The 25,200-nt window shown below is 68.6% G+C and carries 23 protein-coding genes and 1 tRNA gene; 18 read left to right on the forward strand and 6 right to left on the reverse strand.

The genetic code is table 11. The features are described 5' to 3' along the window. Nucleotides 1-205: 205 nt before the first annotated feature. The 6 genes from ABZ664_RS14095 (at nt 206) to ABZ664_RS14120 (ending at nt 9,027) form a co-directional block, all read left to right on the forward strand. Nucleotides 206-895, forward strand: a complete 690-nt coding sequence (locus tag ABZ664_RS14095; protein ID WP_362508183.1) for a ThuA domain-containing protein — start codon at nt 206-208, stop codon at nt 893-895. A 365-nt stretch (nt 896-1,260) separates the two neighbouring features. Further along, nucleotides 1,261-4,398 carry a M14 family zinc carboxypeptidase gene (locus ABZ664_RS14100; protein ID WP_362508186.1) on the forward strand — a complete coding sequence of 1,046 codons (3,138 nt, stop codon included), beginning with the start codon at nt 1,261-1,263 and terminating at the stop codon, nt 4,396-4,398. Between the two features lie 1,138 nt (nt 4,399-5,536). Continuing rightward, complete coding sequence (locus ABZ664_RS14105; RefSeq protein WP_362508189.1) at nt 5,537-7,249, forward strand: endonuclease/exonuclease/phosphatase family protein; 1,713 nt, start codon at nt 5,537-5,539, stop codon at nt 7,247-7,249. 343 nt (nt 7,250-7,592) lie between these two features. Then, nucleotides 7,593-7,931 carry a metalloregulator ArsR/SmtB family transcription factor gene (locus ABZ664_RS14110; protein ID WP_362508192.1) on the forward strand — a complete coding sequence of 113 codons (339 nt, stop codon included), beginning with the start codon at nt 7,593-7,595 and terminating at the stop codon, nt 7,929-7,931. Beyond that, nucleotides 7,928-8,404 carry an SRPBCC domain-containing protein gene (locus ABZ664_RS14115; RefSeq protein ID WP_362508195.1) on the forward strand — a complete coding sequence of 159 codons (477 nt, stop codon included), beginning with the start codon at nt 7,928-7,930 and terminating at the stop codon, nt 8,402-8,404. The genes ABZ664_RS14110 and ABZ664_RS14115 overlap by 4 nt, the downstream gene beginning before the upstream one ends. Further along, nucleotides 8,401-9,027 (forward strand): dihydrofolate reductase family protein, encoded by a 627-nt coding sequence (locus tag ABZ664_RS14120; RefSeq protein WP_362508198.1) that lies wholly within the window; start codon nt 8,401-8,403, stop codon nt 9,025-9,027. The genes ABZ664_RS14115 and ABZ664_RS14120 overlap by 4 nt, the downstream gene beginning before the upstream one ends. On the opposite strand, the gene ABZ664_RS14125 is transcribed toward ABZ664_RS14120, so the two are convergent. Next, the gene (locus ABZ664_RS14125) at nt 9,011-9,853 is read right to left on the reverse strand and encodes a MerR family transcriptional regulator (protein ID WP_362508201.1); all 843 of its coding nucleotides are present in this window, start codon (nt 9,851-9,853) and stop codon (nt 9,011-9,013) included. The genes ABZ664_RS14120 and ABZ664_RS14125 overlap by 17 nt on opposite strands. A gap of 2 nt (nt 9,854-9,855) precedes the next feature. After that, nucleotides 9,856-11,109, reverse strand: coding sequence for an MFS transporter (locus tag ABZ664_RS14130; protein WP_362508204.1), 1,254 nt, complete (start codon nt 11,107-11,109; stop codon nt 9,856-9,858). Between the two features lie 345 nt (nt 11,110-11,454). Here ABZ664_RS14130 and ABZ664_RS14135 point away from each other — a divergent pair, with 345 nt between their 5' ends. The 6 genes from ABZ664_RS14135 to ABZ664_RS14160 all read left to right on the forward strand — a co-directional run bounded on the left by ABZ664_RS14135 (nt 11,455) and on the right by ABZ664_RS14160 (nt 16,078). Beyond that, nucleotides 11,455-12,378 (forward strand): NADP-dependent oxidoreductase, encoded by a 924-nt coding sequence (locus ABZ664_RS14135; RefSeq protein ID WP_362508207.1) that lies wholly within the window; start codon nt 11,455-11,457, stop codon nt 12,376-12,378. A 120-nt stretch (nt 12,379-12,498) separates the two neighbouring features. Further along, nucleotides 12,499-13,365, forward strand: a complete 867-nt coding sequence (locus tag ABZ664_RS14140) for a lytic polysaccharide monooxygenase (RefSeq protein WP_362508210.1) — start codon at nt 12,499-12,501, stop codon at nt 13,363-13,365. Nucleotides 13,366-13,454: 89 nt separating this feature from the next. Beyond that, a complete protein-coding gene (locus ABZ664_RS14145) occupies nt 13,455-14,222 on the forward strand; it encodes a DUF305 domain-containing protein (protein ID WP_362508213.1) in 768 nt (255 codons plus the stop codon). A gap of 89 nt (nt 14,223-14,311) precedes the next feature. Continuing rightward, on the forward strand, nt 14,312-15,148 hold the full coding sequence (locus tag ABZ664_RS14150; protein ID WP_362508216.1) for a MetQ/NlpA family ABC transporter substrate-binding protein: 837 nt from the start codon (nt 14,312-14,314) through the stop codon (nt 15,146-15,148). Between the two features lie 284 nt (nt 15,149-15,432). Then, nucleotides 15,433-15,699 carry a DUF6458 family protein gene (locus ABZ664_RS14155; protein ID WP_362508219.1) on the forward strand — a complete coding sequence of 89 codons (267 nt, stop codon included), beginning with the start codon at nt 15,433-15,435 and terminating at the stop codon, nt 15,697-15,699. Between the two features lie 127 nt (nt 15,700-15,826). After that, entirely contained in the window at nt 15,827-16,078 is a 252-nt protein-coding gene (locus tag ABZ664_RS14160; RefSeq protein ID WP_350944918.1) for a DUF4235 domain-containing protein, read from the forward strand. Nucleotides 16,079-16,176: 98 nt separating this feature from the next. Here ABZ664_RS14160 and ABZ664_RS14165 read toward each other — a convergent pair whose 3' ends face one another. Further along, nucleotides 16,177-17,448 (reverse strand): glycosyltransferase, encoded by a 1,272-nt coding sequence (locus ABZ664_RS14165; RefSeq protein WP_362508222.1) that lies wholly within the window; start codon nt 17,446-17,448, stop codon nt 16,177-16,179. 94 nt (nt 17,449-17,542) lie between these two features. On the opposite strand from ABZ664_RS14165, the gene ABZ664_RS14170 reads away from it, so the two are divergent. Further along, nucleotides 17,543-17,788: a BON domain-containing protein gene (locus tag ABZ664_RS14170; RefSeq protein ID WP_362508225.1), complete on the forward strand. Its 246-nt coding sequence runs from the start codon at nt 17,543-17,545 to the stop codon at nt 17,786-17,788. Then, complete coding sequence (locus ABZ664_RS14175) at nt 17,785-18,498, forward strand: metallophosphoesterase (protein WP_362508228.1); 714 nt, start codon at nt 17,785-17,787, stop codon at nt 18,496-18,498. The genes ABZ664_RS14170 and ABZ664_RS14175 overlap by 4 nt, the downstream gene beginning before the upstream one ends. Before the next feature lie 406 nt (nt 18,499-18,904). On the opposite strand, the gene ABZ664_RS14180 is transcribed toward ABZ664_RS14175, so the two are convergent. Continuing rightward, nucleotides 18,905-19,054 (reverse strand): GPGG-motif small membrane protein, encoded by a 150-nt coding sequence (locus tag ABZ664_RS14180; RefSeq protein WP_184719841.1) that lies wholly within the window; start codon nt 19,052-19,054, stop codon nt 18,905-18,907. A 25-nt stretch (nt 19,055-19,079) separates the two neighbouring features. Continuing rightward, nucleotides 19,080-19,598, reverse strand: a complete 519-nt coding sequence (locus ABZ664_RS14185; protein ID WP_362508232.1) for a DUF6328 family protein — start codon at nt 19,596-19,598, stop codon at nt 19,080-19,082. Nucleotides 19,599-19,655: 57 nt separating this feature from the next. On the opposite strand from ABZ664_RS14185, the gene ABZ664_RS14190 reads away from it, so the two are divergent. After that, the gene (locus tag ABZ664_RS14190) at nt 19,656-20,255 is read left to right on the forward strand and encodes a hypothetical protein (RefSeq protein WP_362508235.1); all 600 of its coding nucleotides are present in this window, start codon (nt 19,656-19,658) and stop codon (nt 20,253-20,255) included. Between the two features lie 145 nt (nt 20,256-20,400). Here the strand turns inward: ABZ664_RS14190 and ABZ664_RS14195 are convergent, their stop codons facing one another. Further along, entirely contained in the window at nt 20,401-20,769 is a 369-nt protein-coding gene (locus ABZ664_RS14195; protein ID WP_362508238.1) for a PRC-barrel domain containing protein, read from the reverse strand. Nucleotides 20,770-21,061: 292 nt separating this feature from the next. Between ABZ664_RS14195 and ABZ664_RS14200 the strand changes: the two genes are divergently transcribed. The 3 genes from ABZ664_RS14200 (at nt 21,062) to ABZ664_RS14210 (ending at nt 25,092) form a co-directional block, all read left to right on the forward strand. After that, nucleotides 21,062-21,135: transfer RNA gene (locus ABZ664_RS14200), tRNA-Lys, on the forward strand. 149 nt (nt 21,136-21,284) lie between these two features. Next, the gene (locus ABZ664_RS14205; RefSeq protein ID WP_362508241.1) at nt 21,285-21,887 is read left to right on the forward strand and encodes a DUF998 domain-containing protein; all 603 of its coding nucleotides are present in this window, start codon (nt 21,285-21,287) and stop codon (nt 21,885-21,887) included. Between the two features lie 334 nt (nt 21,888-22,221). Then, the gene (locus tag ABZ664_RS14210; RefSeq protein ID WP_362508243.1) at nt 22,222-25,092 is read left to right on the forward strand and encodes a BTAD domain-containing putative transcriptional regulator; all 2,871 of its coding nucleotides are present in this window, start codon (nt 22,222-22,224) and stop codon (nt 25,090-25,092) included. Nucleotides 25,093-25,200 lie beyond the last annotated feature (108 nt).

Genomic DNA, 25,200 nt, shown 5'->3' on the forward strand with positions numbered 1-25,200 from the left:
ATCGCGGCCATCTGGCCCCGACCGGCGCCGGTGAGCCCCGCCGAGCGGGATCCCGGCGTCCGGTACCGCCACGCGCGGGAGTACAGCACCCAGCGATCTACGCGATACGCCTACTTCCTGTGAAAAATGGGGATTTAGGGTACGTAACATCATCGCGGTGATCACCGCGATGTTCGTCGTCACGATTGGTGTGGGTGCTCCGTTTATGACCGTTGATCCGGCATACGAGGTTCTGGTCTTCTCCAAGACGGCCGGGTTCCGGCACGACTCCATCCCGGCGGGCATCGCCGCGCTGGGCGAACTCGCGACCGAGAACGGCTTCACCGTCGACGCCACCGAGGACGCCGGTGTCTTCACCGCCGAGAACCTCGCCCGATACCGGGCGGTCGTCTTCCTGATGACCACCGGCGACGTGCTCGACGCCGGGCAGAAGACGGCGTTCGAGTCGTACGTCGCGGACGGTGGCGGATACGTGGGCGTCCACTCCGCCGCCGACACCGAGTACGACTGGCCCTTCTACGGCGGACTCGTCGGCGCCTACTTCTCCTCCCACCCCGAGATCCAGCAGGCGACCGTACGGGTGGAGGACGGCACGCACCCCTCGACGGCTCACCTGCCGACGACCTGGGTGCGCACCGACGAGCTGTACAACTACCGCACCAACCCCCGTTCCACCGTCCACGTGCTCGCCACGCTGGACGAGTCGACCTACTCCGGCGGGTCGATGGGAGCCGACCACCCGATCGCCTGGTACAGGACGTACCAGGGCGGCCGGTCCTGGTACACCGGTCTCGGCCACACCATCGAGTCCTACAGCGAGCCGAACTTCCGCGCCCACCTGTACGGCGGGCTTCGCTACGCGGCCGGGGTCGCCACGGGCGACTTCGGGAGCTGACGGCTTCGCGGTTCCGGTGAGGAGGGTCCCGGCCGGGGGGGGGCGGCCGGGGGCCGGCGCACCCGGGGCCGGGCCGGGCGCCGGGGTCGCACGGGTCGCTGTCCCGTGCCGCGGTGTTGCTTGTGACTGCTGGGCGGGGCGGCGGGGGGGTTCGCCCGGCCGGGACCCTCCTCACCGGAGACGTCTCCGGACGGCGTCTTCGGGGACTCGCACGCCGCGCGCCCCTCGTGACTCCGGAAGCCCCGGACGCGTCCTGACCAGATCAGGTCAGCGCGGAATCATGGCGAGGGTTGACGTTGACTCAGGTCCGACTATCCCCCAGATTTCGTGCATTCCTATCTTTCGGGGGATGTACGGAGGTCGCAATGAAACATGCGAGATCGGTCGTTCTCGCAATCGCGGTCCTGCTTCTGGGCCTGATGGTGAGCACGCCCGCGGCGGCGGTACCCGATCCATCCGCCGACGGCGACGACGGAGTGAGCGTCTACGTCGGCGAGCTCACCCCGCAGCAGATGGACGAGCTGCTGAAGTCGGGCGTCGAGCGTGAGGAGTTGCGGATCACCAGGTCCGCGAACGGTGAGAAGGTCAGCGTCGAGGCGATCCTCGGCGCGGCCCAGGCGGAGCAGCTCGGCAAGGTAGGCCTCGACCTGAAGGTCCAGCGGCTCGCGGCGGCGAGCAGGCAGGCGGCGAAGGGGGACGGCGTCTTCAAGCCGTACAGCGGCGCCGGCGGCATCCGCGAGCAGATCGTCAACGCGGCGAACGCCAAGCCGAACATCGCCAAGGTCGTCGACCTCGGCACCACGGTCAAGGGGCAGCCGCTCACCGCGATCAAGGTGACGAAGAACGCGCGGCAGCTCAAGGACGGGGCGCGCAAGGCCGTGCTCTACATGTCCGCCCAGCACGCCCGTGAGTGGATCACCCCGGAGATGAACCGCAGGCTCCTGCTCCACTACCTGAACGGCTACGGCACCAACCCTGAGATCACCCAGCTCGTCGACAACGTCGAGCTCTGGTTCATCCCCGTGTCCAACCCCGACGGCTACGACCACACCTTCACCGCGGGCAACCGCCTCTGGCGCAAGAACCTCCGCGACAACAACGGCGACGGCCAGATCACCAGCGCCGACGGCGTCGACCTGAACCGTAACTTCGCCTACAAGTGGGGCTACGACAACGAGGGCTCCTCCGACAACCCGGCGAGCCAGACCTACCGGGGCCCGAGCGCGCAGTCGGAACCCGAGACCAAGGCCGTCGACAACCTCGCCAAGCGGGTCGACTTCACCTACATCCTCAACTACCACTCGGCCGCCCAGCTGCTGCTGTACGGCATCGGCTGGCAGCAGGCCACCCCCTCTCCCGACGACCTCGTCTTCGAGGCGCTGCTCGGTGACGACGCGACCCCGGCCGTACCCGGCTACGACCCCGACATCGGCGCCGAGCTCTACACGACCAACGGCGAGACCGACGGTCACATGACCAACAAGCACGACGCGCTCACGATCACACCGGAGATGAGCACCTGCGAGGTCGCGGTCGAGAGCGTCCCCGACGACGAGTGGACGCTCGCCGACTGCGCGGGCGGCTCAGGCTTCACCTTCCCCGACAGCGAGGCCCTGATCCAGGCGGAGTTCGCCAAGAACGTCCCGCTCGCGGTCAACCTCGCCAAGTCCGTGAAGACCCCCGACGCCCCGGTCTCCCCGGTGGGCCGCACGGTCCCCGACTTCCGGCCCGACAGCTTCACCGTCTCGTACGGTGACCCGCAGCCGGTGGCCGTCACCATGCGGCGGTCCCTGCTCACCAAGCAGCTGCGCTTCCGCATCAACGGCGGTCCCGTGCGCCTGCGCGGCCTCAGCGAGTGGAAGGGCGGCGAGCGGTACGGCGACGAGAACAACCTGTACTTCGCCGAGTACCGCTCCAAGGTGGAGGGCGCGAAACCGGGAGACAAGGTCGAGGTCTGGTTCACCGGCCACAAGCCCGGCGTCGGGACCGTGGAGAGCGAGCACTTCACGTACAAGCTGGAGAAGAAGTCCAAGGCCAAGGTCCTCATCGTGGCGAACGAGGACTACACGGGATTCAACCCCGACTACCCGGCGTCGGTGACCGCGCCGAAGTACGCGGCGCAGTACAGGCAGGCGCTGCAGACCGCCGGATACGCCTCGGAGACGTGGGACGTCGACGCCCAGGGCGTGCCGCACCACCTCGGGGTGCTCGGCCACTTCAAGGCGGTGGCCTGGTACCTCGGTGACGACCGGCTCGCGATGGACGCCCAGGACGTGGAGACCGAGACCCCGTTCGGCCCGCTTCCCGACATGGACGTCAAGCGCGAGCAGCAGGATCTGACCGTCTCCGTCCGTGACTACCTCAACGAGGGAGGCAAGCTGCTCTACACCGGGGAGACCGCGGGATACTTCGGCTTCTTCGGCAGCAGCCTCGGTGGCATCTACTACGGCCTGGACGGCGCACCGGACTCCGACTGCGTCATCAGCACCCAGGACGGCTTCTTCGAGGAGTGCCTCATCCTCGCCGACGACTTCGCCCAGTACTACCTCGGTGTCTACGGCCGCAACCCGCGCGTCGGGCCGACCGGGTTCACCGGCACCGGCCCCGGACTGAACGGCACGAGCGGCACCTTCGGCGGCCCGGCGCTCGCCGACAACCCGCTGGACGAGGCGGGCAACCTGCAGGTGACCAGCAATACGCTGCCGCCCGCGAAGTTCCCCCAGTTCAAGAGCTGGGCCTCGGGCGACTACGTCGGGGCGACCGGCCCGTTCGACCCGGTCGAGGGCGACTGGTACGTGGCGGGCCCGCACACCGACGACGCGTACAAGAGGCTGACGCGCACGATCGACCTCGCGGCTGTCCCCGCCGCGCAGCAGCCCAAGCTCCAGTTCCAGCTCTCGTACGACACCGAGGAGGGCTACGACAACGTCATCGTCGAGGCGCACACGGTCGGCCAGGACGACTGGACGACCCTGCCCGACCTCAACGGCCGAACCAGCGCCGACGTCCCCGCCCAGTGCGAGGCCGGCTTCCTGCTGGACGAGCACCCGTGGCTGCTGCGCTACCTCACCCCGGGCGACCCCTGCACGCCGACCGGGACGAGCGGTTCCTGGAACGCCTTCACCGGTGGCTCCGGCGGCTGGCAGCCGGTCGCCTTCGACCTGTCCGCGTACGCGGGCAAGAAGGTCGAGGTGTCGGTCAGCTACGTGACCGACCCCGCCACCGGTGGTGCCGGCGCGTTCGTGGACGACACCAAGGTCACCACCAGCGGCGGCCAGCTCGCCGCCGAGGGCTTCGAGTCCGGTCTCGGCGCCTGGGCGATCCCCGGACCGCCTCCGGGAAGCCCGACGGGCGCCGGTGACTTCGCCAGGGCGCAGGCCGACAAGACGGCGGCCGTCTCGACGAAGGACACCGTCTTCCTCGGCTTCGGCCTGGAGCAGGTGGCCTCCCCGGCCGAGCGCGCCGCGACCATCAAGAAGATCATGAAACACCTGATCGGCTAGCCGGCTCCCGCCGGTAACGGGTATCCCCGGTTGACGGGTGTCCCCGTCGACCGGCCCCGACCGTGAGGCCGGGCGTCACCCTCGTGACGCCCGGCCTTCGCGCTTGAGTCACCGGATTCACAGTGGTCATGGATGCCGGACGGGAACCCGCCGAGCCCGGCGTTGCCGGCCGATGAAAGAAGACCGGCCACGCTGACGTCGCCCAAAAGCCGCGTTCAGTCCCGTGAGTCGTCCCAGTAGTCCTTGAGCATCTCGCCGGGTGTGCTCCTTCGTTCCGGCGGCGAGGATTCCGGCCGTTTCCCGGCCGATGAGACGCACACCCTGTGAGGAAACTCAACGCTTTTCGACCAGGATCGAAAAGGCTTTACAGCCTGGAGTTTGGCAATGTAGTTTCGCCATCAAGTTCGAATGAAAGTCGCGTTCGCCTCGATACATCTGGAGCTCGCCTGATGGCTTTGGTTCGTCCAAGCGCCGACCGCGTGAGCATGACCTGCGCACCTTCCTCGTCCCGACCGTACCGCCGTGCCCCGGCACCACCCGGCGCGACGACCATCCGTCCCCGGCCGGGGCGGGCAACCGTCTCGCCCGGTGCTGCTTCAGTGGCTCGCCGCGCCGACCGGTCCGCGTCGCCCGAAGGTGCGAGTTCGAACCGACTTCCCGGGTGACCGACGCCCGGGCGTCACATCCTCGGCCAACGCACCCGCTGCCACCTGGGAAAACGACGCTGAGAAGGGGAAGCGTCGACAGAGGACGTGGCATCGTCACCGGTGCTCCCGGACGTCGTGGGCGGTGCAGGTCACCGCCGCCGACATCCATGACGGCTCGCCGGCACCCCCGCTCCGATCGCGAGTGGCGAGGCCGACGGCTCTCACCACACCCCCTCACCGTGGCACCGTCGCCGAACACGGCATCGACACCGACATCGTCCCCCGTGCCCGCGCCGCCTGAGGGTTCACCGCTCCGCATCGGTGCCGGATCACCGAACGGAGCCTCAGCGGACTGATTTCCACCGTCTCATGCCCCGCAGCTACGAGACCGTGCCGGTCCGCCGAGAATCATGCGCTTCATTGATTGCGTGATTCGCCGACCCAGCATGAACTCACCTCGACCTCGCGAGGAATTCGAAAGAGGTATTCGAGTGTTACGAAGGATTGTCACGATTATCGTCTCGGCGCTCTTCACCGTGGTGCCGATGGCGGTCGTGTCGCAGGTCGCACCGGCCGCGGCGCAATCCCAGGACAGGGTCATCATCTCGGGAGACTGGGACGGTGACGGTACGGACACGTACGGCATCGTGGACACGTCCACGAACCCGATGACGTGGTATCTGACGGACCGATACGACAACTTCTGGGTCGACAACCTCGTCCCCGACACCGTCTTCACCTACGGCGACCGTGGCGCGACCCCGATCGTGGGCGACTGGAACAACGACGACATCGACACCCCGGGGGTCTTCGTAAGCACCGGCGGAACGCCGTCGTGGCGACTGCGCAACAGCAACACGTCGGGATCCGCCAACGTGACCTTCGGCTACGGCGCGGCCTCGGACACCCAGCCCCTGGTCGGAGACTGGGACAAGGACGGCGACGACACCCCGGGCCTGTTCCGGCCGGGCAGTCCCAACACCTACCTGCTGCGCAACAACAACACCGCCGGGAGCGCCGACCTCACCTTCACCTACGGCAGCGGTGCGGGCAAGCCCATCGCGGGCGACTGGAACAACGACGGCCGCGACACCATCGGGTTCGTCAACACCGCCACCAGCCCCTTCACCTGGCAGCTGCGCAACACCAACAACGCCGGATCGGCCAATGTGACGTTCACCTACGGCAGCGGCAGTGCGTCGTCGGTGTTCTTCGCCACGGGCGACTGGGACGGCAACGGCTCCGACACCCCCGCGGTCGCGCTGCCCCTGACCAACGGCCCCTTCCAGTGGCATCTGCGTAACAGCAACACCAGTGGCGTCGCCACCAGCGGCGTGCGCTTCAACCCCGTCACGCCGCTGAAGCTGATGCACTTCAACCTGTCCGGCGGCATCCTGAACAACGGTACCTACCCGATCATCGGGCGGATCGTGCGGGAGGTGCAGGCGCGCCGCCCCGACGTGATCTCCCTCAACGAGATCTGTGACCGTCAGTACGCGCATCTGGTGGACCAGTTGGCGGCGGCCGGATACGCGATGCAGGGATACTTCCAGGAGTCCCGCACGTTCGTCCCCGACTGCATCGTCTTCCCCGACACCCGCAACGAGGCCGGGAACGCCATCCTGGTGCGCGCCGAAGTGACCCAGCAGAAGGGATACATGTTCACCAGCGACCACAAGCTGGAGGAGCGCGACCAGCCCGTGGTCACGGAGGAGCGCAGCGTCGCCTGCGTCGTGGCCAATTTCCCGCCGGCCAATCAGTCGGTGAAGGCCTGCTCGACACACCTGGCCGACGGTGACGCCTCCGGAGCACAGGCCGAGACCCGGGAGCTGACCCGCGTGTTCGGCCCCGAGGCGAACTCCAGGCCGTTCATCCTGATGGGCGACCTCAACCTCACCCCGGACGACGCCGCGATCGGCACGCTCTACTACCCGGCGGGGAGTGGAAACTTCTGGGAGACCGACACCTACTGGAGCAGTTGCATCGGCGAGGACGGGATGTGCGAGCCCGTCAGGGGCGGCCGGCCCACACGGGTCGGCGGCAACCGCAAGATCGACTACACCTTCCTCAGCCGTGACCACTTCAGCGTGCCGATCGCCGGCGTCGACATCGTCGACGCCGGTAACTGTGACACCCACCCCTGCTCCGACCACCTGATCATCCACAGTTCCGTCGACCTGTACCTCCCGAGGAAGGCACCCTGACCGAGGTGGGTGTGACCCGCAGGTGGTTCTCGCCTGTACGGCGAGCATCAGGACGGTGTCACCGGCCTGTGGAGCGGGGCCACGTGAGCCGGCATCCTGTCTCACTCCGCACGGGTGGCTTCGGTTCCGCCGGGATCACCGAACAGGAGGGCGGACATGAGACACCTGATCGGCTAGCCAGGCCGTCCCACCGGTAACCGGACCGCGAGGCCGGGCGTCACGCACGTGACGCCCGGCCTCCGCGCGTCCGGGATTCCTCCCATGCCCCGAGGGCTGTTTGCTTGGACAGGACCTGAATACTTTGCCCTTGCGCTAAGTGTTTCTGCGGGCAATACTTAGCCGCATGGCACAGTATTCGGCCGAGCTCGACGGTGTGTTCGTCGCCCTCGCCGACCCGACGCGCCGCGGCGTCATCCGACGCCTCGGCCGCGGTCCGACGAGCGTGGGCGATCTCGCCCGCGAGTTCCCGATGACCCTTCCCTCCTTCATGAAGCACGTGCGGACGCTGGAGGCGAACGGCCTGATCCGCACGGTCAAGCTCGGCCGGGTGCGCACCTGCGTGCTCAACCGCGACCGTCTCGCTCTCGTCGACGGCTGGCTCGAAGAGCAGCGCCAGGTCTGGGAAGAGCGCACCGACCGGCTCGAACGCCTCGTCACCGATCCAAAGGAGAAACAACCGTGAATCCCGATCTCGACCTGATCCTGCAGCGGGTCATCCGCGCCCCGCGCGCCGCGGTGTGGAGCGCGTGGACCGATCCGTCCCTCTTCGAGAAATGGTGGGTTCCGGCGCCGACCGTGTGCCGCGTCGACCGCCTCGACGTCCGGCCCGGCGGCGCGCTCGTGACGCGACTGAGCGACGACGGGGTCGACTTCGTCCCGCACCTCGACGCGAGCTTCCTCGTCGTCGACGAGCTTGAGCGGATCGCGTACACGAACGCGATCGACAGCGCCTGGCGCCCCGCGAACCCGGCACCGGTGCTCATGACAGCCGAGGTCACGCTGAACGACCACCCGGACGGCACGGACTACCGGATGATCGTCCGGCACGCCGATCCGGCCGCCCGCGCCCGCCACGAGGAACTCGGCTTCTTCGACGGCGTGGGCTCGGTCGTCAAGCAGCTCGCCGTGGTCGCGGAGAGCGAGGCCGTACGGTGAGGATCGTTCTCACGGAGTTCGTCACCCTCGACGGGGTCAGCCAGGGTCCCGGTTCGCCGACCGAGGACACGAGCGACGGCTTCGCCCGCGGCGGCTGGCTCGTGCCCCACCTGGACGAACTCTTCGTCCGGCGTACCTCCGACTGGCTGGACCTCGCCGACGGTCTGCTGCTCGGGCGGCGAACCTACGAGGCGTTCGCCCGGGACTGGCCCCAGATCACCGACCCGGACGACCCGTACACCGCGCGGATGAACTCGCTGCCGAAGTACGTGGTGACCAACACCCTCACCGAAGGGAGCTGGCATCCGACGACCGTGCTCCGCGGCGACCCGATCCAGACCGTCGGGGAACTCAGGGCGCGGCCAGGACGGGAACTCCAGATCCACGGGAGTGCCCGGCTCGGCAACGCCCTGCTGGCGGCGGGCCTCGTCGACACGCTCCGGCTCGTCGTCGCCCCGGCCGTGACCGGTTCGGGGCGGCGGCTGTTCGACCGTCCGAGCGGACCCGTCGGCCTTCGACTCGTCCGCCACGAGGTGACGGCGAAAGGCCTGCTGCTGCTTCAGTACGAGACCGCCGGCGCCGCCCCGACAGCGGAATACGAGGGCGTCACGGCCTTCGTCTAGCGCGGTGACCAGGATCGGACCCGCTTGGCACCGTCGCGGGTGCGCATCGCCCCTCCGCCGGGGACAGCGTGGCGGCACCGAACATGATGTCCCACTCGGGGCTGCGGTCGAAGTGTTCGCCGATGAGTCGCATGGTGTGCCGCTGGGCGGGATTCATGTGCTCCGTTATGAGTGCTGTCAGTGCGTCGGTGTTCGTTCGGTCCCTGGCGCTGTCGGGGAAGTCCGGGAGCGCGTTGCCGTGGGCGGCGAGGAATACGCGGATCGCGGCGACCGCACGGTCGACGAGTGGGACGATCTCGTGTTCCGAGGCGTCGGCGGGTAGCTCCTGGATCGCGGTGTTGACGTGAAGGAGGTCCTCGGGTGCGTCTTTCAGGGCCCTGACGAAGGTGAGCGTGTCCTCCTTCGGTATCAGGTGGGTAAGAAAGAGGGCGACGTTGCGTGAGGCGGGATCGTTGCCGAGTGCCTCCATCGCGAGGAGTGCTTCGGGAGACAGATCAGGTGACACCCCGAGACTGATCAGCTCGTCGACCTCGGATCGAATACGTTCGAGGTCGGCGATTCTGGTGTCGAGTTCCGTGCGCAGTCCGCGCAGGGATTTCTGGCCGTCCTCTTCGGAATCGAGCATCCGGGCGACGTCGTCGAGGAGGAAACCGAGGCCGGCGAGGCGGTTGATGCGCAGCGCGAGTACGAGGTGTTGGGCGGTGTACTGCTTGTAGCCGTTCGCGAGCCGTTCGGGTTCGGGCAGGAGCCCGATGTCGTGCCAGTGACGGATCGAGCGCAGCGTGACGCCGGCGAGGTCCGCGAGTTGCCTGGTGCTCCACGCCACGATCACCCCTCCTTCGCGTCCACTGCCACACCTATTGTGTCCAACGACCGGAACGCGGGGACGCACAGCGCGACCACGACGGTCACCACGATCACGACCGCGATCCCGATCCCCGCCGTCACGAGCCCGAACCCGGAAGCGATCGCGGCGATGGGAGCCGAGGTGAGGGCGGGTGCCGCGAGCATGAGAGCGTTCTGCGCACCGAGCACACGTCCGCGCATCCGATCCGGAGTCGCCTCGATGATCGCCACCCCCAGCACCGCGGACATGGGGCCGTTGGTCAGGCCGATGAACACGGCCGCGGCCAGAACCGTCCAGGGCGCCGCCATCATGCCGATCACGGTGAATCCGATGCCTATGCCGACCATCCCGATCACGAACCAGGCGCGGCGCGACACCTTTCCCACGGTCGCCGCGTACACGCCCGCGCTGAGAAGGCCGCCGAGCGCGATACCGGTTGCCGCGAACCCGCTGAACTCAGGCAGGTTCTCGCTCGTGAAGTAGGCGGGCATGATCGTCGCCTGCAACGCCACGATCACCGCGACGAACACCGCCGACAGCAGGCTCGCACCCAGCACCAGTCGGTGCCCGAGCAGGAACCGCCACCCGGTCACCAGGTCGGTGAACACCCCGCGAACACCCGCCCCCGCGGTGCGAACATCGGTCAGGGTGATCTCTCCCACGCGGGACGACATCGCGAACGACAGCAACGCCGCGGCAAGGCTCATTCCGGCGGTGATGAACAACGCGGCGGCACTCACACCGACCAGCCACACCAGCAGCCCGCCCAGGCCGGGCCCGATCAGCATCAGCGCGCCCGCCAGCGACTCGCGGACACCTACCAGCCGATCCAGTGCACCCGGCTTACCGCCGTCGAGTTGGACGAGGCGGGGAAGCAGCGTCTCCCGCGCCGTCATCCCCGGCATGTCCCCGAACGAGCCGATCACACCCAGCACGATGAACCACGTCAGGTTCAACCCCCACAGGGCATCCACGACCGGGACCGCGGCAACCGACGCCGCGGACAACACGTCACTGACGATCGACACCGTCCGCCGGTTCACCCGGTCGACGACCACCCCGGTGAGCATCCCCACAACCGCGGCAACCGCGGCGGTCACCGACGCCAGGACACCGGCGGCGAGGATGTCACCGGTCTTCGCGAGCACCAGCAACGGGAACAGTACCGACGCGACCCCGTTCCCCAGCAGGGAAAGACTGTACGACCCCAGATAAACCCAGGTACTTCGACTCATGGACGCATCACAAACCATGCCGCTACGGCACAGTCAAGTCAGAAGCCGAAGGCGCCCGGTGAAGCGGAAACTTCTGGGAGATCGACACCTACTGGAGCAGTTGCATCGGCGAGGACGGGATGTGCGAACCCGGGCCCACACGGGTCGGCGGCGGCGCCCTTGGGCGCAAGCTGGGACTGCCCCGTCGACAGCTGTTCGCCGCGACCACGGGTATGGCCGCGGTGGCGGCCGACATGACGCCCCGGCGGTGCCCGGCACGGGTGAGTTGACCTCGATCAAGCTTGAGGTTGCAGGCTGGGCGGCGACGTACGCGAGCGAAGGCGTACGCGAGCGAAGGGGAATCCCATGAAGGCAGCCGCGTTTTTCGAGTTCGGCGGTCCCGAGGTGTTGCGGGTGGCGGAGCTTCCGACGCCCGAGGCGGGCGAGGGGCAGGTGCGGGTGCGGGTGCGGGCCGCGGGCGTACAGCCGTTCGACCTCGCCATTCGGGAGGGGTGGACCCCGCAGGGGGTGAGCGGTGAGCTGCCCCGGGTGCCGGGCAACGAGTTCGCGGGGGTGGTCGACCAGGTGGGCGAGGGGGTGGAAGGATCCGTGGACGGGGTCTTTGTCGGAGCCGAGGTCCTGGGCTTCGACCTGCTGAACTGCTACGCCGAGTACGTGGTCGTACCGGCGGAGAACGTCACGTCCAAGCCCGCGAACATGCCCTGGGAGGTGGCGGGCGGTTTCACCGCGGGGACCCAGACCGCCCACATCGCGCTGCGGCAGCTCGGGGTGGGGGAGGGGGACACGGTCCTGGTCCACGCCGCCGCGGGCGGGGTCGGTACCGCGGCGGTCCAGCTCGCCCGGCTCTGGGGGGCGGCCACGGTGATCGGCACGGCCCGCGAGGAGAACCACGACTACCTGCGCGCGCTCGGCGCGACCCCCGTCACGTACGGGGAGGGCTTGGCGGAGCGGGTGCGTGCCCTCGCTCCCAATGGGGTGGACCTGGTCGTGGACGGCGCGGGCGGCGAGGCGCTGGACGTCTCCCTGGAACTGGTGAAGGGGGAGCGCATCGTCACGCTCGTCGAGCACGGCAGGGCCGCGGAGCTGGGGGTGCAGGTGACCCAGGGGGTGAGGCAGGCGTCCCGCCTCGCCGAGCTCGCCGCCCTGTACGCCAAGGGCGACCTCGTCTTTCCGGTGCGCAGGACCTATCCGCTGGAGCGGGCCGCGGACGCCCACCGCGAGGTCGCAGGCAGGCACGGACAGGGCAAGGTCGTGCTGGTCACGGACTGATATCTGCGTACCGCTGGCGTTGTGACCGAAATCCTTAGTAAGGTTTCTTGTTAATAACGTGCTATCCGTCGGCTCGTTGGACAGTCCTGCCTCCCATTTCTCTCTCCAGGAGGAGTCCACGTGCATCTGCGACACAAGGTGGCCACCGGTGCCGCCGCCGCGATCAGCGTAGGGTCCGTGCTCGCTCTGCTGCCGTCCACCGCGGCGGTCGCCCACGGGTCCATGTCGAACCCGCCCAGTCGGGCGTACGTCTGCAAGACGGAAGGCCCGGAGACCCCCAAGTCGGCAGCGTGCAAGGCGGCCGTCGCGGCCGGGGGCACCCAGGCCTTCTACGACTGGCACGAGGTGTCCCGGCTCGAAGCCGGTGGCAACCACCGCCAGATCATCCCCGACGGCCAGCTGTGCGGCGCCGGGCGTGACAAGTATCGCGGGCTCAACCTCGCCAGGGCCGACTGGCCCGCCACCTCGGTCTCCCCGGGACCGCTCACGGTCACCTACCACGCGACCGCGCCGCACGCGAACAGCAACTTCGAGTTCTACATCACCAAGCAGAGCTGGAGTCCCACCCAGCCGCTGCGCTGGTCGGATCTGGAGCACATCAGGACCTTCAACAACCAGAACCCCACCCAGTTCACCAACTGGACGATCAACCTCCCGCAGCGGAGTGGCCGCCAGCTCATCTTCTCGATCTGGCAGCGTGTCGTGGGCAGCACCGAGGCCTTCTACACCTGTTCCGACGTGAACTTCGGCGGCAGCAACCCCAACCCCACGTCGACTCCGACCCCGACGCCGACTCCCACGCAGCCGACCCCGACCCCGACGCCCACCCCGACGAGCCAGCCGGGCGGCACCTGGAAGGCGGGCACCGCCTACGCGGTGGGCGCGACGGTGACCTACGGCGGCGCGACCTACCAGTGCCTGCAGGCGCACACCGCGCTGGCCGGCTGGGAGCCGCCGAACGTCCCCGCCCTGTGGCGACGACTCTGATCCGGTGAGATCCGGCCGGGGTGGTGATCACCACCCCGGCCGGACCCGTCGTTCTTTCCGGGAATCTCCCGAGAACCGAGGAGTTCGTCTTGAAGCGTGCGGTCACAGCGGTCCCGGCGGTGGTCCTGGGGGCCCTCCTGCTCTCCGGTTGCGGCGCCGACAGCATCCAGGAGCTCCGCGGAGGTCCCGCCGGTCATGGGGTACACGGTGCACACGGCGCCGCCGGCGTTCCCGCCCGGCCAACGCCCACCCAGGAGACGCACGGCGGCCCAGCACACGGCTCGGGCCAGGGCTCCGGGGAGGGGGCCGCCCAGGGGGCCGATCACTCGGTGCGGAGCGCCGGTACGGGAGTGCCCACTCCCTCGCCCGCCCCGCCCATTGGGACCGCCGCCGGAGTCGCCTTCAACCCTCCCGACGTGATGTTCCTGCAGATGATGGTGCCCCACAACGCCCAGGGGGTACGGCTGGTGCGGTTGGTGCGCGAACGGCAGGTCCGCCCGGAGGTCAGGGAGCTCGCCGAGGCGATCGGCGTGACCCAGGAGCGGGAGTCGGTCTCGATGTCCGGCCTGCTGGACGCATGGGGGCAGCCCGCGACCGCGGAGGACGACGAGCACGCCGCCCACGGCGGGATGCCCGGGGTGAGCGAGGAGGAGGTGGCGGCGCTGATCGCCGCCCCGCCCGCCGAGTTCGAGCGCAGGTTCCTCGACATGCTGATCGCCCAGCAGGACGACGCCGCCCAGATGGCCAAGGTGGAGGTCGCGACCGGGCTGCACCCCGAGGTCACGGAGATGGCCAGGCTCGTCGACGTCTCGCGTACGGCGCAGATCGCGCGGATGCTGAGCCTGCGCGGAGAGTAAAGATCTGCACGGATCAGTAGAGATTTGTCCTTGCACTCCCTTTTGTGAGATATATTTCCTACTTGATGTGTAGGAATTTAGGGGGAGTCATGCGCAAGATCTTTGGGGTCGTGGCCGGATTGATCCTGGCCGGAACCCTGGCCGCGTGCGGAGGGACGTCCACCGACACGGCCCAGCCCGCCGGCGGCACACCGAACGCCGACGCGCCGTTCAAGGTCGGGGTCAACCCCGTGCCCCACGGCGAGGTGCTCAAGTACGTCAAGGACAACCTCGCCGCCAACGCCGGGCTGAACCTGGAGATCGTCGAGTTCACCGACTACGTCCAGCCCAACACCCAGCTCGACGAGGGCAACCTGGACGCGAACTACTTCCAGCACATCCCGTACCTGGAGGAGTTCTCCAAGGGCAAGGACATCAAGCTCAGCTGGGTCGCCCCGGTGCACATCGAGCCGCTCGGCCTGTACTCCAAGAAGATCAAGAACGTCTCCGAGCTCGCCCAGGGCGCCCAGGTGGCGCTGCCCAACGACGCGAGCAACCTCGGCCGCTCGCTCAAGCTCCTGGCCGACAACGGCGTGATCACCCTCAAGGAGGGCGTGGGGGTGAAGGCGACCGAACGCGACGTCGCCGACAACCCCAAGGCGCTGGAGTTCAAGCCCCTTGAGGCGGCCCAGCTGCCGCGTTCCCTGGAGGATGTGGACGCCGCGATCGTGAACGGCAACTACGCCCTGGAGGCCGGGCTGCAGCCCGCCACCGACTCCCTGATCCTGGAGAAGGGCGAGGGCAACCCGTACGCCAACGGCCTGGTCACCGTCCCGGCCAAGGTGGAGGACCCCCGTGTGAAGAAGCTCGCCGAACTCCTCACCGGCCCCGAGGTCAAGAAGTTCATCGAGGACAGGTACAAGGGCGCGGTCCTGCCGGCGGAGTAGGCCGCCCGGTGCCCCGCCTCGGGGGATCGCCGCTCGTGCCCACCCGAGGCGGTGGACCGTCCGGTATCCCTCACCGGGGAGTGCCGTCACCTTCCGCGCGATGCCCTCGGCCGCGCCCCCACCGTCGCGGGGGGCGCGGCCGAGTCTTTTCCGGTCTTTTTCGGGGGCCGTCCATGCCTGTGACGACGTGCGAGAAGCCGGGGTTCGCGTCTGTCGCCACCGGGTGACGTTTGAGATCCGTACGGAGGATAGAGGGGATGCGTTGGCTCGAAGGAGGAGATCCCATGACCATCGCAGGCGGCATCGTTCTCATAATGCTCGGCGCCATTCTCACGTGGGCGGTCGAATTCGACATCGCGGGCTTCGACATCAACGTCGTCGGTGTCATCCTGATGATCGGCGGTTTCGCGTGGCTCCTGTTCGCCGTGTACCGGCTCAGCCTCGCCCGCCGGGCGGTGGCGGACACCACGGCCACCACAGTGATCGAGGACCCGGTCACCCACCGCCGCACCTACGAGGAGCGTCACTACAACGACCCTCCGGTGGTGTGAACCGCGGATCTCTCCCGCAGGGGAGCCGCACCGTCAGTGGGTGTCGCCCGTCGTTCCGGATCCGTTATGGACTGGTTCGCGTGGGTAGGCGGGCCGCTTCAGTGAACGCGAACGGAGGGCAGAGGACGTGAGCAGAGTCGTATCCCGCGGCGCGAGCGCCGTGAGCGGAATGCTCGGTGGCGCGATCGCCGGAGTCATCTTCAAGCAGGTCTGGAAGCTCGCGTCGGGCAAGGACGACGCCCCCCAGGCGACGTCGGACGAGTACGGCTGGGGCGAGATCCTCGTGGCGTCCGCCATCCAGGGCGCCATCTTCGGCGTGGTGAGGGCCGCGATCGATCGTTCCGCCGCCCGGAGCATCCACAGAGCCACCGGCAAGTGACTTTGTGAGGTGGCCGTCGTCACCGTCGGCGGCCGACCTCGCGCGAGAGGCCCCCGATCCCGTCCGAGGGACCGGGGGCCTCCGCACGTCCGAAACCGTCAGGCGGCTCCGGGACACGGGCGGGCGTTGGTCGCCCGCCGCGCCGGGACGCGGGAGGAGAGCACCTCCGCGTACACGGCGGAGGTCTGGGCGGCGATCCGGTTCCAGTCGTAGCGGGACCGTGCCCGCGCGACGGCTGCGGCGCCGTAGGCCGCCAGCACGGACGGCGCGGCGAGCAGCCGGCGCAGTGCGCCGCCCAGCGCGTACGGCTCGCGCGGTGGGACCAGCAGACCGGTGACCTCGGGCACGACGGTGTCCAGGTGCCCGCCCACCGCGGACGCGACCACCGGAACACCGCAGGCCATCGCCTCCAGCGGAACGATGCCGAACGGCTCGTACCACGGCATGGTGACCACGACGTCCGCCGAACGCATCAGGGTGGGGACGTCCTGCCTGTTCACCTTGCCGAGGAACCTCACGCGGTCCGCGACGCCGCACCTGGCGGCCACCCGGGAGAGCCGCCTCGCCTCCGGGTCGTCGACCTCACCCCCGGCGACGACCAGGGTGGCGCCGGGGATGCGGGCGAGGGCGTGAATCGTGGTGTCCACGCCCTTGCGGCGTACGGGGCGGCCGATGGCGAGCAGGACGGGCCCCGGCCCGAGGTCCCTCTTCGGACCGGAGGGGGTGAAGGACCGCACGTCGACGCCGCAGGGCACGATCCTCGTCCGGCGCCGGGGGATGTGCATCCGGCGCAGTTCCGCCACCTCGTCGGCGCAGGTCGCGATCACCGCGTCCACCTGGGAGGCGACCATCGCCTCGATCCTGAGACGCTCGCGCGGGCTGGAGTCGGCCGGTCCCTGGTGGCGGCGCTTGACCGTGCCGAGGGCGTGGAAGGTGTGCACGATGGGGACGGCGGCGTCCCTCGCCGCGGCGAGGGCGGCGAGGCCGCTCATCCAGAAGTGGCTGTGGACCATGTCGGGGGGTACGGCGCTCCACCGTCTGGCGAGCCACCGGCCGAAGTCCGGCATCCAGGGGAGCAGATCGTCCTTGGCCAGGGTCATCGCGGGTCCGGCCGGTACGTGGACCACGGTGACCCCGGGGGCCAGGGAGGTCTCGTCGGGTTGGGAGGGGCACTCCCTGCGGGTGTAGACGGTCACCTCGTGCCCGCGGGCGGCGAGCGCGAGGGAGAGGGCGGCTACGTGGACGTTCTGACCCCCGGCGTCGGCTCCGCCGACGGTGGCTAGGGGGCTCGCATGCTCTGACACCATCGCGATCTTCATGGACACGTCTCCACCGGGTGTACGGGGCAGGCGTGCCTGCGTCTTGGGCATGAGGTTCTACCCTGCCCTGACCGGGGGTTTTAAACGTGTTTGACCTTGGAATTCGCGGGAAGGCGAGGAGTTTCCGACGGAAAGGAGTTCGGCGATGGAGGCTCCCCAGTACGTCGCGGCGCGCGTGCAGCGCGCGCTCGCCGAGGACGAGAGAACCACGGAACTCGGTATCCGGGTGGACATTCGAGGCGATCAGCTCTACCTGCGAGGCCAGGTCGTCGGCTCCGAGCGCCGCGAGCTGATCGCGGAGGTGGCAGGTGAGGCGGCCCCCGGGTTGAAGGTTCACAACGAGATCGACATCGTGGACGTACGGGGCCCGGTGGGGGAGGAGAGGCTGTGAGAGACGTGCGGATCGCGGCGGTCGGGGACGTACACCTGGACGAGAGTCGCAGGGGGAGCTACCGCGAGCGGCTCCACGACATCGGGGAGAAGGCCGATGTCCTGCTGCTCGCCGGGGACCTGACCAGGCACGGCACCATGGACGAGGCGCGGGTGGTGGCGGACGAGTTCCGCGACCTGCCGATTCCGGTGGTGGCGGTGCTCGGCAACCACGACCACCACTCCGACCAGCCCGCCGAGATCGCCGCCCTGCTGTGCGACACCGGGATCGAGGTGCTGCACGACGACGCGACGGTGCTCGATATCGACGGCGTGCGGCTCGGCGTGGTCGGCGGCAAGGGCTTCGGCGGGGGATACGCGGGCAAGTGCGCCAGCGACTTCGGCGAGCCGGAGATCAAGGCGTTCGTCGGTCACACCAGGCGGATCGCCGACCGCTGGCGGGTCGCGCTGAAGGAGCTGCAGGCCGACCACACGGTCGTGCTGTCCCACTACTCGCCGGTCAAGGACACCCTCGCCGGGGAACCGCTGGAGATCTATCCGTTCCTCGGCAGCTACCTGCTCGCCGAGGCGGTCGACGCCGAGGGCGCCGACCTGATCATCCACGGTCACGCCCACTCGGGTACGGAGAAGGGCGTGACGCCGGGAGGCATCAGGGTGCGTAATGTGGCGCTGCCGGTGCTGGGCCGGGCGTACGGGGTGTATCTCCTCTGACGGGAGCCTCACGTTCGGGTGCCGAATGATGCAAATATCCGTTGATATCTCGGCGGGTATCTCGGATATCCCGGCCTAGGGAGAAGCGGGCCTATCCCGGCACAGGAAGAGGCGGGCCCATATCTCGGCCGACCGGTATCCCGGACAATTGGACAAGAAGAAGCGGGCCGGGGGATACCCGGCCCGCGAGGCTTCTTATGGGAGTTCGGGGCGCTTACATTCCTGCGAACGTTCTCGCGGGTGTGAAACCCGCTTCGAGAAATGGTGCCGGCCTCAGGGCCGCACCGGACGGCGTACGGACATCGGACCGCACGGAACCGGCGTGCGGGTCGGGTGGCCCGCACCTGGACGGTGTGCGAGCTCTCGGCTCACACCGATCTGTGTTGTCGCGAGCGCGAGGCTCGCGTCACACATTGAAGATGCTCACACCCCCGGGGCCGACGAGGAAGCCGAGGACGATCAGGACGATCCCCCAGAGGAGGTCGCGACGGGCCAGGATGACGTAGATCCCGGAGATGACGAGGACGACTGCGATGATCCAAAGCAAAGTAGCCATAACCGGCCTCTGCCCTCACAATTCACTACTTAACATCTTCCTCATCCTTGGTTCTGTACAGATCAACCAGCGGCTGGATGAACCACAGCCAGGCGCTCAGCAGTGCTACAACCCCGGCGAACAACGCCGCGGGCCAGGCGTTGAGTACCGTCTCGGCGACCAGTGCGACCGTGCTCGTCATCGCGACCGCGAGTCCGGCGGCCCCCGCGATGCCAAGGGTGTTGGCGCGGTGCAGCATCTTCTCCTTCAGGTTGCTCCTGAACAGGAGACGATGCTGGGCGGCCGGGGTGATGAAGCAAACGGACGCGACGCCCGCGCTCAGCAGGGCGATGAAGAACAGTAGGTGCCCCAGGTCGTCCAATTTTTCGAAGCCCGCCGCGAATGGCAGGCTGAAGAGAAAGGCGAAAAGCACCTGCACGCCGGTGACGGCGACGCGCAGGCCCTGTAACAACTCGCCGAGTTCGCGGTCGACCCGCTCCTTGTGTGTCTCTCCGGGCGCTGGTTGTTCTTTTTGCGAGGGTTCGGGGTGAATCATGCGCATCATTTACCCAAGGAAAGGTTTGACATGCCTACCTGGAGGGCTATGGGGTACGCGTGGGTTATGGGAAGCCACAGTCACGAGGTCACCGACGCGATCCTGGAAACGCTGAAGCGGGCGAGCAGCGGGTTGAAGGACGCGGATGTCAGGTTCGCGCTCGCCGGAGGTTGTGCGGCCTACGCCCGCGGAGCCGCCCCCTCGCTCCACGACGTCGATTTCGTCCTTCCCCAGGAGGACGTGCCGCTCGCGCTTGAGGCGCTGGGCAAGCTGGGATTCGAGACCTCCAGGCAGCCGCCGGAGGACTGGCTGGTCAAGGCCTTCGACGAGGGCAGGTTGGTGGATCTGATCTTCTCGATCTGCGACCACCCGGTCACGCCCGAGTTGCTGAAGCGCGCGGAGCCGATGAAGGCCTCGGCGGTGATCCTGCCCGTCCTGGAGGCCACCGACCTGGTCATCTCGTGGCTGCTGCCGCTCTCCGAGCACAGTTGCGACTACGGCTCGCTGCTGCCGCAGGTGCGTGCCCTGCGCGAGCAGGTCGACTGGAACCGCGTCGCCGCCGTCGTGCGGGACTCCCCCTATGCCTCCACCTTTCTCACTCTCCTTCAACGCCTCGATGTCATTCCCGACCCCGTCGACCCCTCGGGCGACCCGACCTGGCCCTGAGCCTCGCCTCCGACCCGCGCCCGCGCCTGAGACGACCTGACCTTCTGAGACGTGGCGGTTCTCAGGACGACATGAGAGGGGGGCCCGCCATCTGGCGGGCCCCCCTCTCATGTCGTTTGCCCGGCGTCCCGGGATCGGAGAACGCTCAGACGGTGCCGGGTCCGCCGAAGGGGAAGCGGCCGTAGTACTCGCCGACACGGTCGCGGTACGCGGGCTCCTTGAAGTTCGCCTCGTCGAACTCGGGGGCGTCCTTGATCTCCTGCTTGGTGCGCGCGACGTAGACCTTCTTCTCCTGTGGGTCGATCTGCGTCACCGTGCTCGCGGGCAGGAGGACCTTCTTGCCGAAGATCCAGGGGCCCGTGTCGACGACGAGGTAGCTCTCACCGACCTCGTAGGTCGCCTCGTCGACGGAGCCGATCTTCCCGTCGGTGGCTTCGACGTGGTACCCGGCGACGTCGAGCGTCTTTTCCTGGGTGTGCACGTCGGCTCGATAGTTCCAGATCTCAGGCTGCATAGCTGAATGTCTCCCTTGATGTGATACCTCGGGCTTCGGATCCCGTACCCGAGAGAGAAGCCCTAAACGGCATTTGCCCAAGTCAGCCGGTACGGAACACTGTTCGCTCCGCCCTGTTTTCGCCTTCGGCGCCAGGTCATCGCGGGATTTCGCCCCGCCCGGCGCGGGGCGAAGTTTCTTCGTCTGGTGCTTCCGATGGGCATATGTCAGCTCATCTCCAGACTTCCGGATAGGCATATATCCGATCATGTACGGACCACGGCGCCGGGTCCGGTAGGCTTGTCAACGTCAAGCGCCGCTAGCTCAGTTGGTTAGAGCAGCTGACTCTTAATCAGCGGGTCCGGGGTTCGAGTCCCTGGCGGCGCACCCACGGAAACCCCAGCTCGTACGTCGAGCTGGGGTTTCTTGGTTTTCGAGAGGCCGAGGCCGCCGAAGCGCCGGCGTCGAGCCGTGGCCGGCCGGCTGGTTCGCGGTAAGGCCTTACCGATGGCGTGCGAGACAACGGAGGACGTCAAGTGGCATACGTCATCGGCGCGAGCGGTGCCCTGTTCTTTGTGCTCGTCTTCCTGATCGACGGACTGACCCGTCCCGGTTATTCGCCGATACGTCACCCGGTCAGCGCCCTGGCCCTCGGTGCCCGAGGGTGGATCCAGATCTCGAACTTCGTCGTCTCCGGCGCCGCGATCACCGTCGGCGGAGTCTCGATCGCCACCGCGGGACGGCAGCCGCTGCTGGGCGGGATGTTGGCGATCTTCGGGCTGGGCCTTGTGGCATCGGGCTTCAGGATGGACCCGATGCGGGGCTATCCGCCGGGTACGCCGGAGGGTGATCCGGCAGACGTCACCGTCTACCACAAACTGCATGACTACGCCGGAGCCGTTGTGTTCTTCTCGCTGCCCGTCACGGCGGCGGTGGCGGCGTTCGTCCTGCCGGAGGTGGCCTGGAAGGTTCTTTCCGCCATCGCCGCAGCCGCCCTGATGTCCGCCTCCTACGCGTTCGGCAAAGCCTGGGAGCGTGACTCACCGAGGGCCGGACTCATCCAGCGGGCGTTCATCATCCCGGGATGGCTCTGGGTCGCGGCGGTGTTCCTGCGCTTCGGCTCGCAGAACGCACTCTGACGCTTCGATTCGCCTCCTGCGTACGACAGATAGGGCTTAAGGGGGACGGGGGGTAAAGGTGATCGGTTGACAGCGATGACACCAATGGCCTGATCTGGACAGCTGTAACTCCTATAGGGGACACGTCCATCTAGGAGTGGATTGAGGGTGTTTTCCCCGGCGAAGGTCGATGTGCTGCCATACGATGCTTCATCGTGATGAATCGGGGCGAGCTGCCACGGTGCGGCACAGCGGAGCGAAACGGCCCCGAGCCGACCGGGCGGTGCCCCGGCGCGGGAGAACGGCGTCGGTTCCATGGAACCGTTCGAGAACAAAGGAAAGACGGCGCTGTCGGATGAGTGATCCCGGGTTGCGGTTCTCGATCCTGGGGCCGGTGCGCGCCTGGCGCGACGGCGCGGAGGTGGAGACCGGTTCTCCCCAGCAGCGGCTGGTCCTCGCCGTCCTCCTCCTGGCCGAGGGCAGGGCCGTCGGCCACGACCACCTGCTCGACGCCGTCTGGGGCGAGGAGCGTCCCCGCGCCGCGATGAGCACGTTGCGCACGTACGTCTCGCGCCTGCGCTCCGCCCTCGGCGCCGAGGCGATCACCTCGATCGGCAGCGGATACGCCCTCGCGGGAGGGACCTGCGACCTGGTCACGATGGAGAGGTTGTCCAACGAGGGGAGATACGGCGAGGCTCTGGCGCTCTGGCGAGGAGAGCCGCTCGCGGGGCTGGAGGGAGGCTACGCCGAGGGGCAGCGGGCGCGGCTCGGGGAGCGGCGGCTCGCCGTGCTGGAGCGCAGGCTCGCCCAGGAGGTCGAGGAGGGCAGACACGCCGAGGTCGTCGCCGAGCTGACCGTGCTCTGCGGGGAACATCCGACCAGGGAGCGTCTCTGCGGGCTGCTGATGCTGGCGCTGTACCGCGCGGGAAGGCAGGCCGAGGCGATAGGCGTGTTCACCGACACCGGAAAGCTGCTCGCCGAGGGGCTCGGTATCGATCCCTCGCCCGAGCTGGCGGAGCTCTACCAGCGGATCATCACCGCGGACCCCACCCTCGGCCAGGCGAGGACGGCGAGCCCGGTCCTCAGGCAGGTGCCCCGGCAGCTCCCCGCCGACACCGCCGACTTCACCGGCAGGGAGTCCGAGATCGACGAGATGGTGGCCGCCCTGAGGTCGGGGCACATCTCGGCACTCGCGATCTCGGCCGTGTCGGGCGCCGGAGGCATGGGCAAGACCACCCTCGCCGTCCACGTGGCGCACCGGCTCGCGCCGGACTATCCCGACGGCCAGCTCTTCGTGAACCTCGGGGGCTCCGGGACGCGGCCGCTCGCACCGGAGAGCGTGCTCGCCCGGTTCCTGCGCTCCCTCGGGGCGGAGGTTCCACCCGACTCCGAGGAGCCGGGCGAGCGGGCGGCCATGTACCGCTCCACCCTGGCGGACCGGCGGATACTCGTCGTGCTGGACAACGCCGCGAACGCCGCGCAGGTACGGCCGCTGCTCCCGGGCGCCGCCGGGTGCGCGGTGATGGTGACGAGCCGCGCGAAGATGATCGGGCTGTCCGGCGTACGCCAGGTCGACCTGAGCGTGATGTCCCACGACGAGGCGACGGTGCTACTGGCCACGATCGTGGGGGAGGCACGGGTGGCCGCCGAGCGCGAGGCCGCGGCGGACCTGATCGGGGCGTGCGGACACCTGCCCCTCGCGATCAGGATCGTGGCCGCACGGCTCGCGGCGCGACCCGCCTGGAGTGTGGCCAGGATGCGCGACCGGATGGCCGACGAGCGCCGACGCCTCGCGGAGCTGCGCGTGGACGACCTGGCCGTCGAGGCGACGTTCGCCCTCGGCTACGACCAGCTCGACACCGCGCACGCGTCGGCGTTCCGGTTGCTGGCCGTTCCCGACGCGTCCGACTTCTCACTGGGCTCGGCGGCGGCCGTACTCGGTCTGGACGAGCAGGACGCGGAGGAGGTGTGCGAGGCGCTGGTGGACGTGAGCATGCTGGAGTCGCCCTCTCCCGGCCGCTATCGCTACCACGACCTTCTCAAGATCTTCGCCCGGTCGCGACCGGACGACGAGGACGTGCGGCGAGCCGCGCTGGACAGGCTGCTCGGCCACTACCTGGCGGGCATGACCGCGGCCCACCACCTCACCTATCCGGGTGCCCCGGTGTCCGACGCGGGCCGGCCGGCCGGTGCGGGACCGTCCTTCGCGGACGAGGAGGCCGCGGTGACCTGGGCGGAGGACGAGGAGCAGGGGGTGATCAGCTGCGTACACCAGATCGCCCAGGAGCAGGGAAGCGCCCTCTCCGACGCGATACGGCTGCTCGACATGGCGTCCGACGTGCTGGAGACCGACGTGACCCCCGAGCGCTACGAGCGGGCGGCCGGAGCCCTCGTCGAGGCGGCGGCGGCCCGCGGGGAACACCGCGCCGAGGCGCACGCCCGGTGCGTGCGCGGAGGGTTCCGGGCGAACCGATGGTTCCTCGACGCGGCGCTCGAGGACTGCGTCGCCGCGAGGGACCTCAGCCTCGCCGAGGGTGACCGGGCACGGTACGCGGACAGCCTCAACCTGCTGGCCACGGTCCTTTCCCGTCGCGGATCGACGACCGAGGCGATCGCGCTGTACGCCGAGGCGGTCGAGGCCTGGCGCGGGCTCGGCGACCGAAGCGGTGAGACGGCCGGTCTGGGCGACATGGCGCTCGCCCTCGCGTCGGTCGACAGGATCGACGAGGCGGTGGAGGTGATGGAACTGGCCGACCGCACCATCCGCGAGCCGGGCGGCGGGGCGGACCCCGACATCATGTACCGGTCGGCCGTCGTGCTGTGCGACGCCGGGCGTCCCGAGGAGGCGCTCCCTCGGCTCGTGGAGACGCGCAAGGCGTATCGGAGGCTCAGGCAGCGCGTCCGTGAGGGGGCGACCCTGCTGCGGATGGCCGAGACCCACCTCGCCCTGGGACGGCCGGACCGCGCCGTCGACTGTGCCGAGGACTCGCTGGGCCTCATGGCGGAGGCGGGCGACGAATGGATCCAGGGCAAGGCGCTCGTCGCGCTCGGCGAGGCGTTCTCCCGGCTCGGCCGGCCGGGCAGGGGAGCGGCCTGCCTGACCGAGGCGCTTGAGATCTTCGTACGGCGGGACATGCCGGAGGCCGACGAGGTACGGGCACTGCTCGACCGGGACGAGGTCTCGCGGTGGAACACCGAGCGGAAAGAGACCACCCTGACCCGCTGATCGGGCACCGTGTTCGGCCCGGAACCGTCGGTGCCTGCTGGCATCATAGGCGTATGGGACCGCACTACTACGCACGCGTCGTCGCGGCGGCCGAGATCTCGGCCGCCG

Source organism: Streptosporangium sp. NPDC006930 (assembly GCF_040635605.1).
GTDB lineage: Bacteria > Actinomycetota > Actinomycetes > Streptosporangiales > Streptosporangiaceae > Streptosporangium.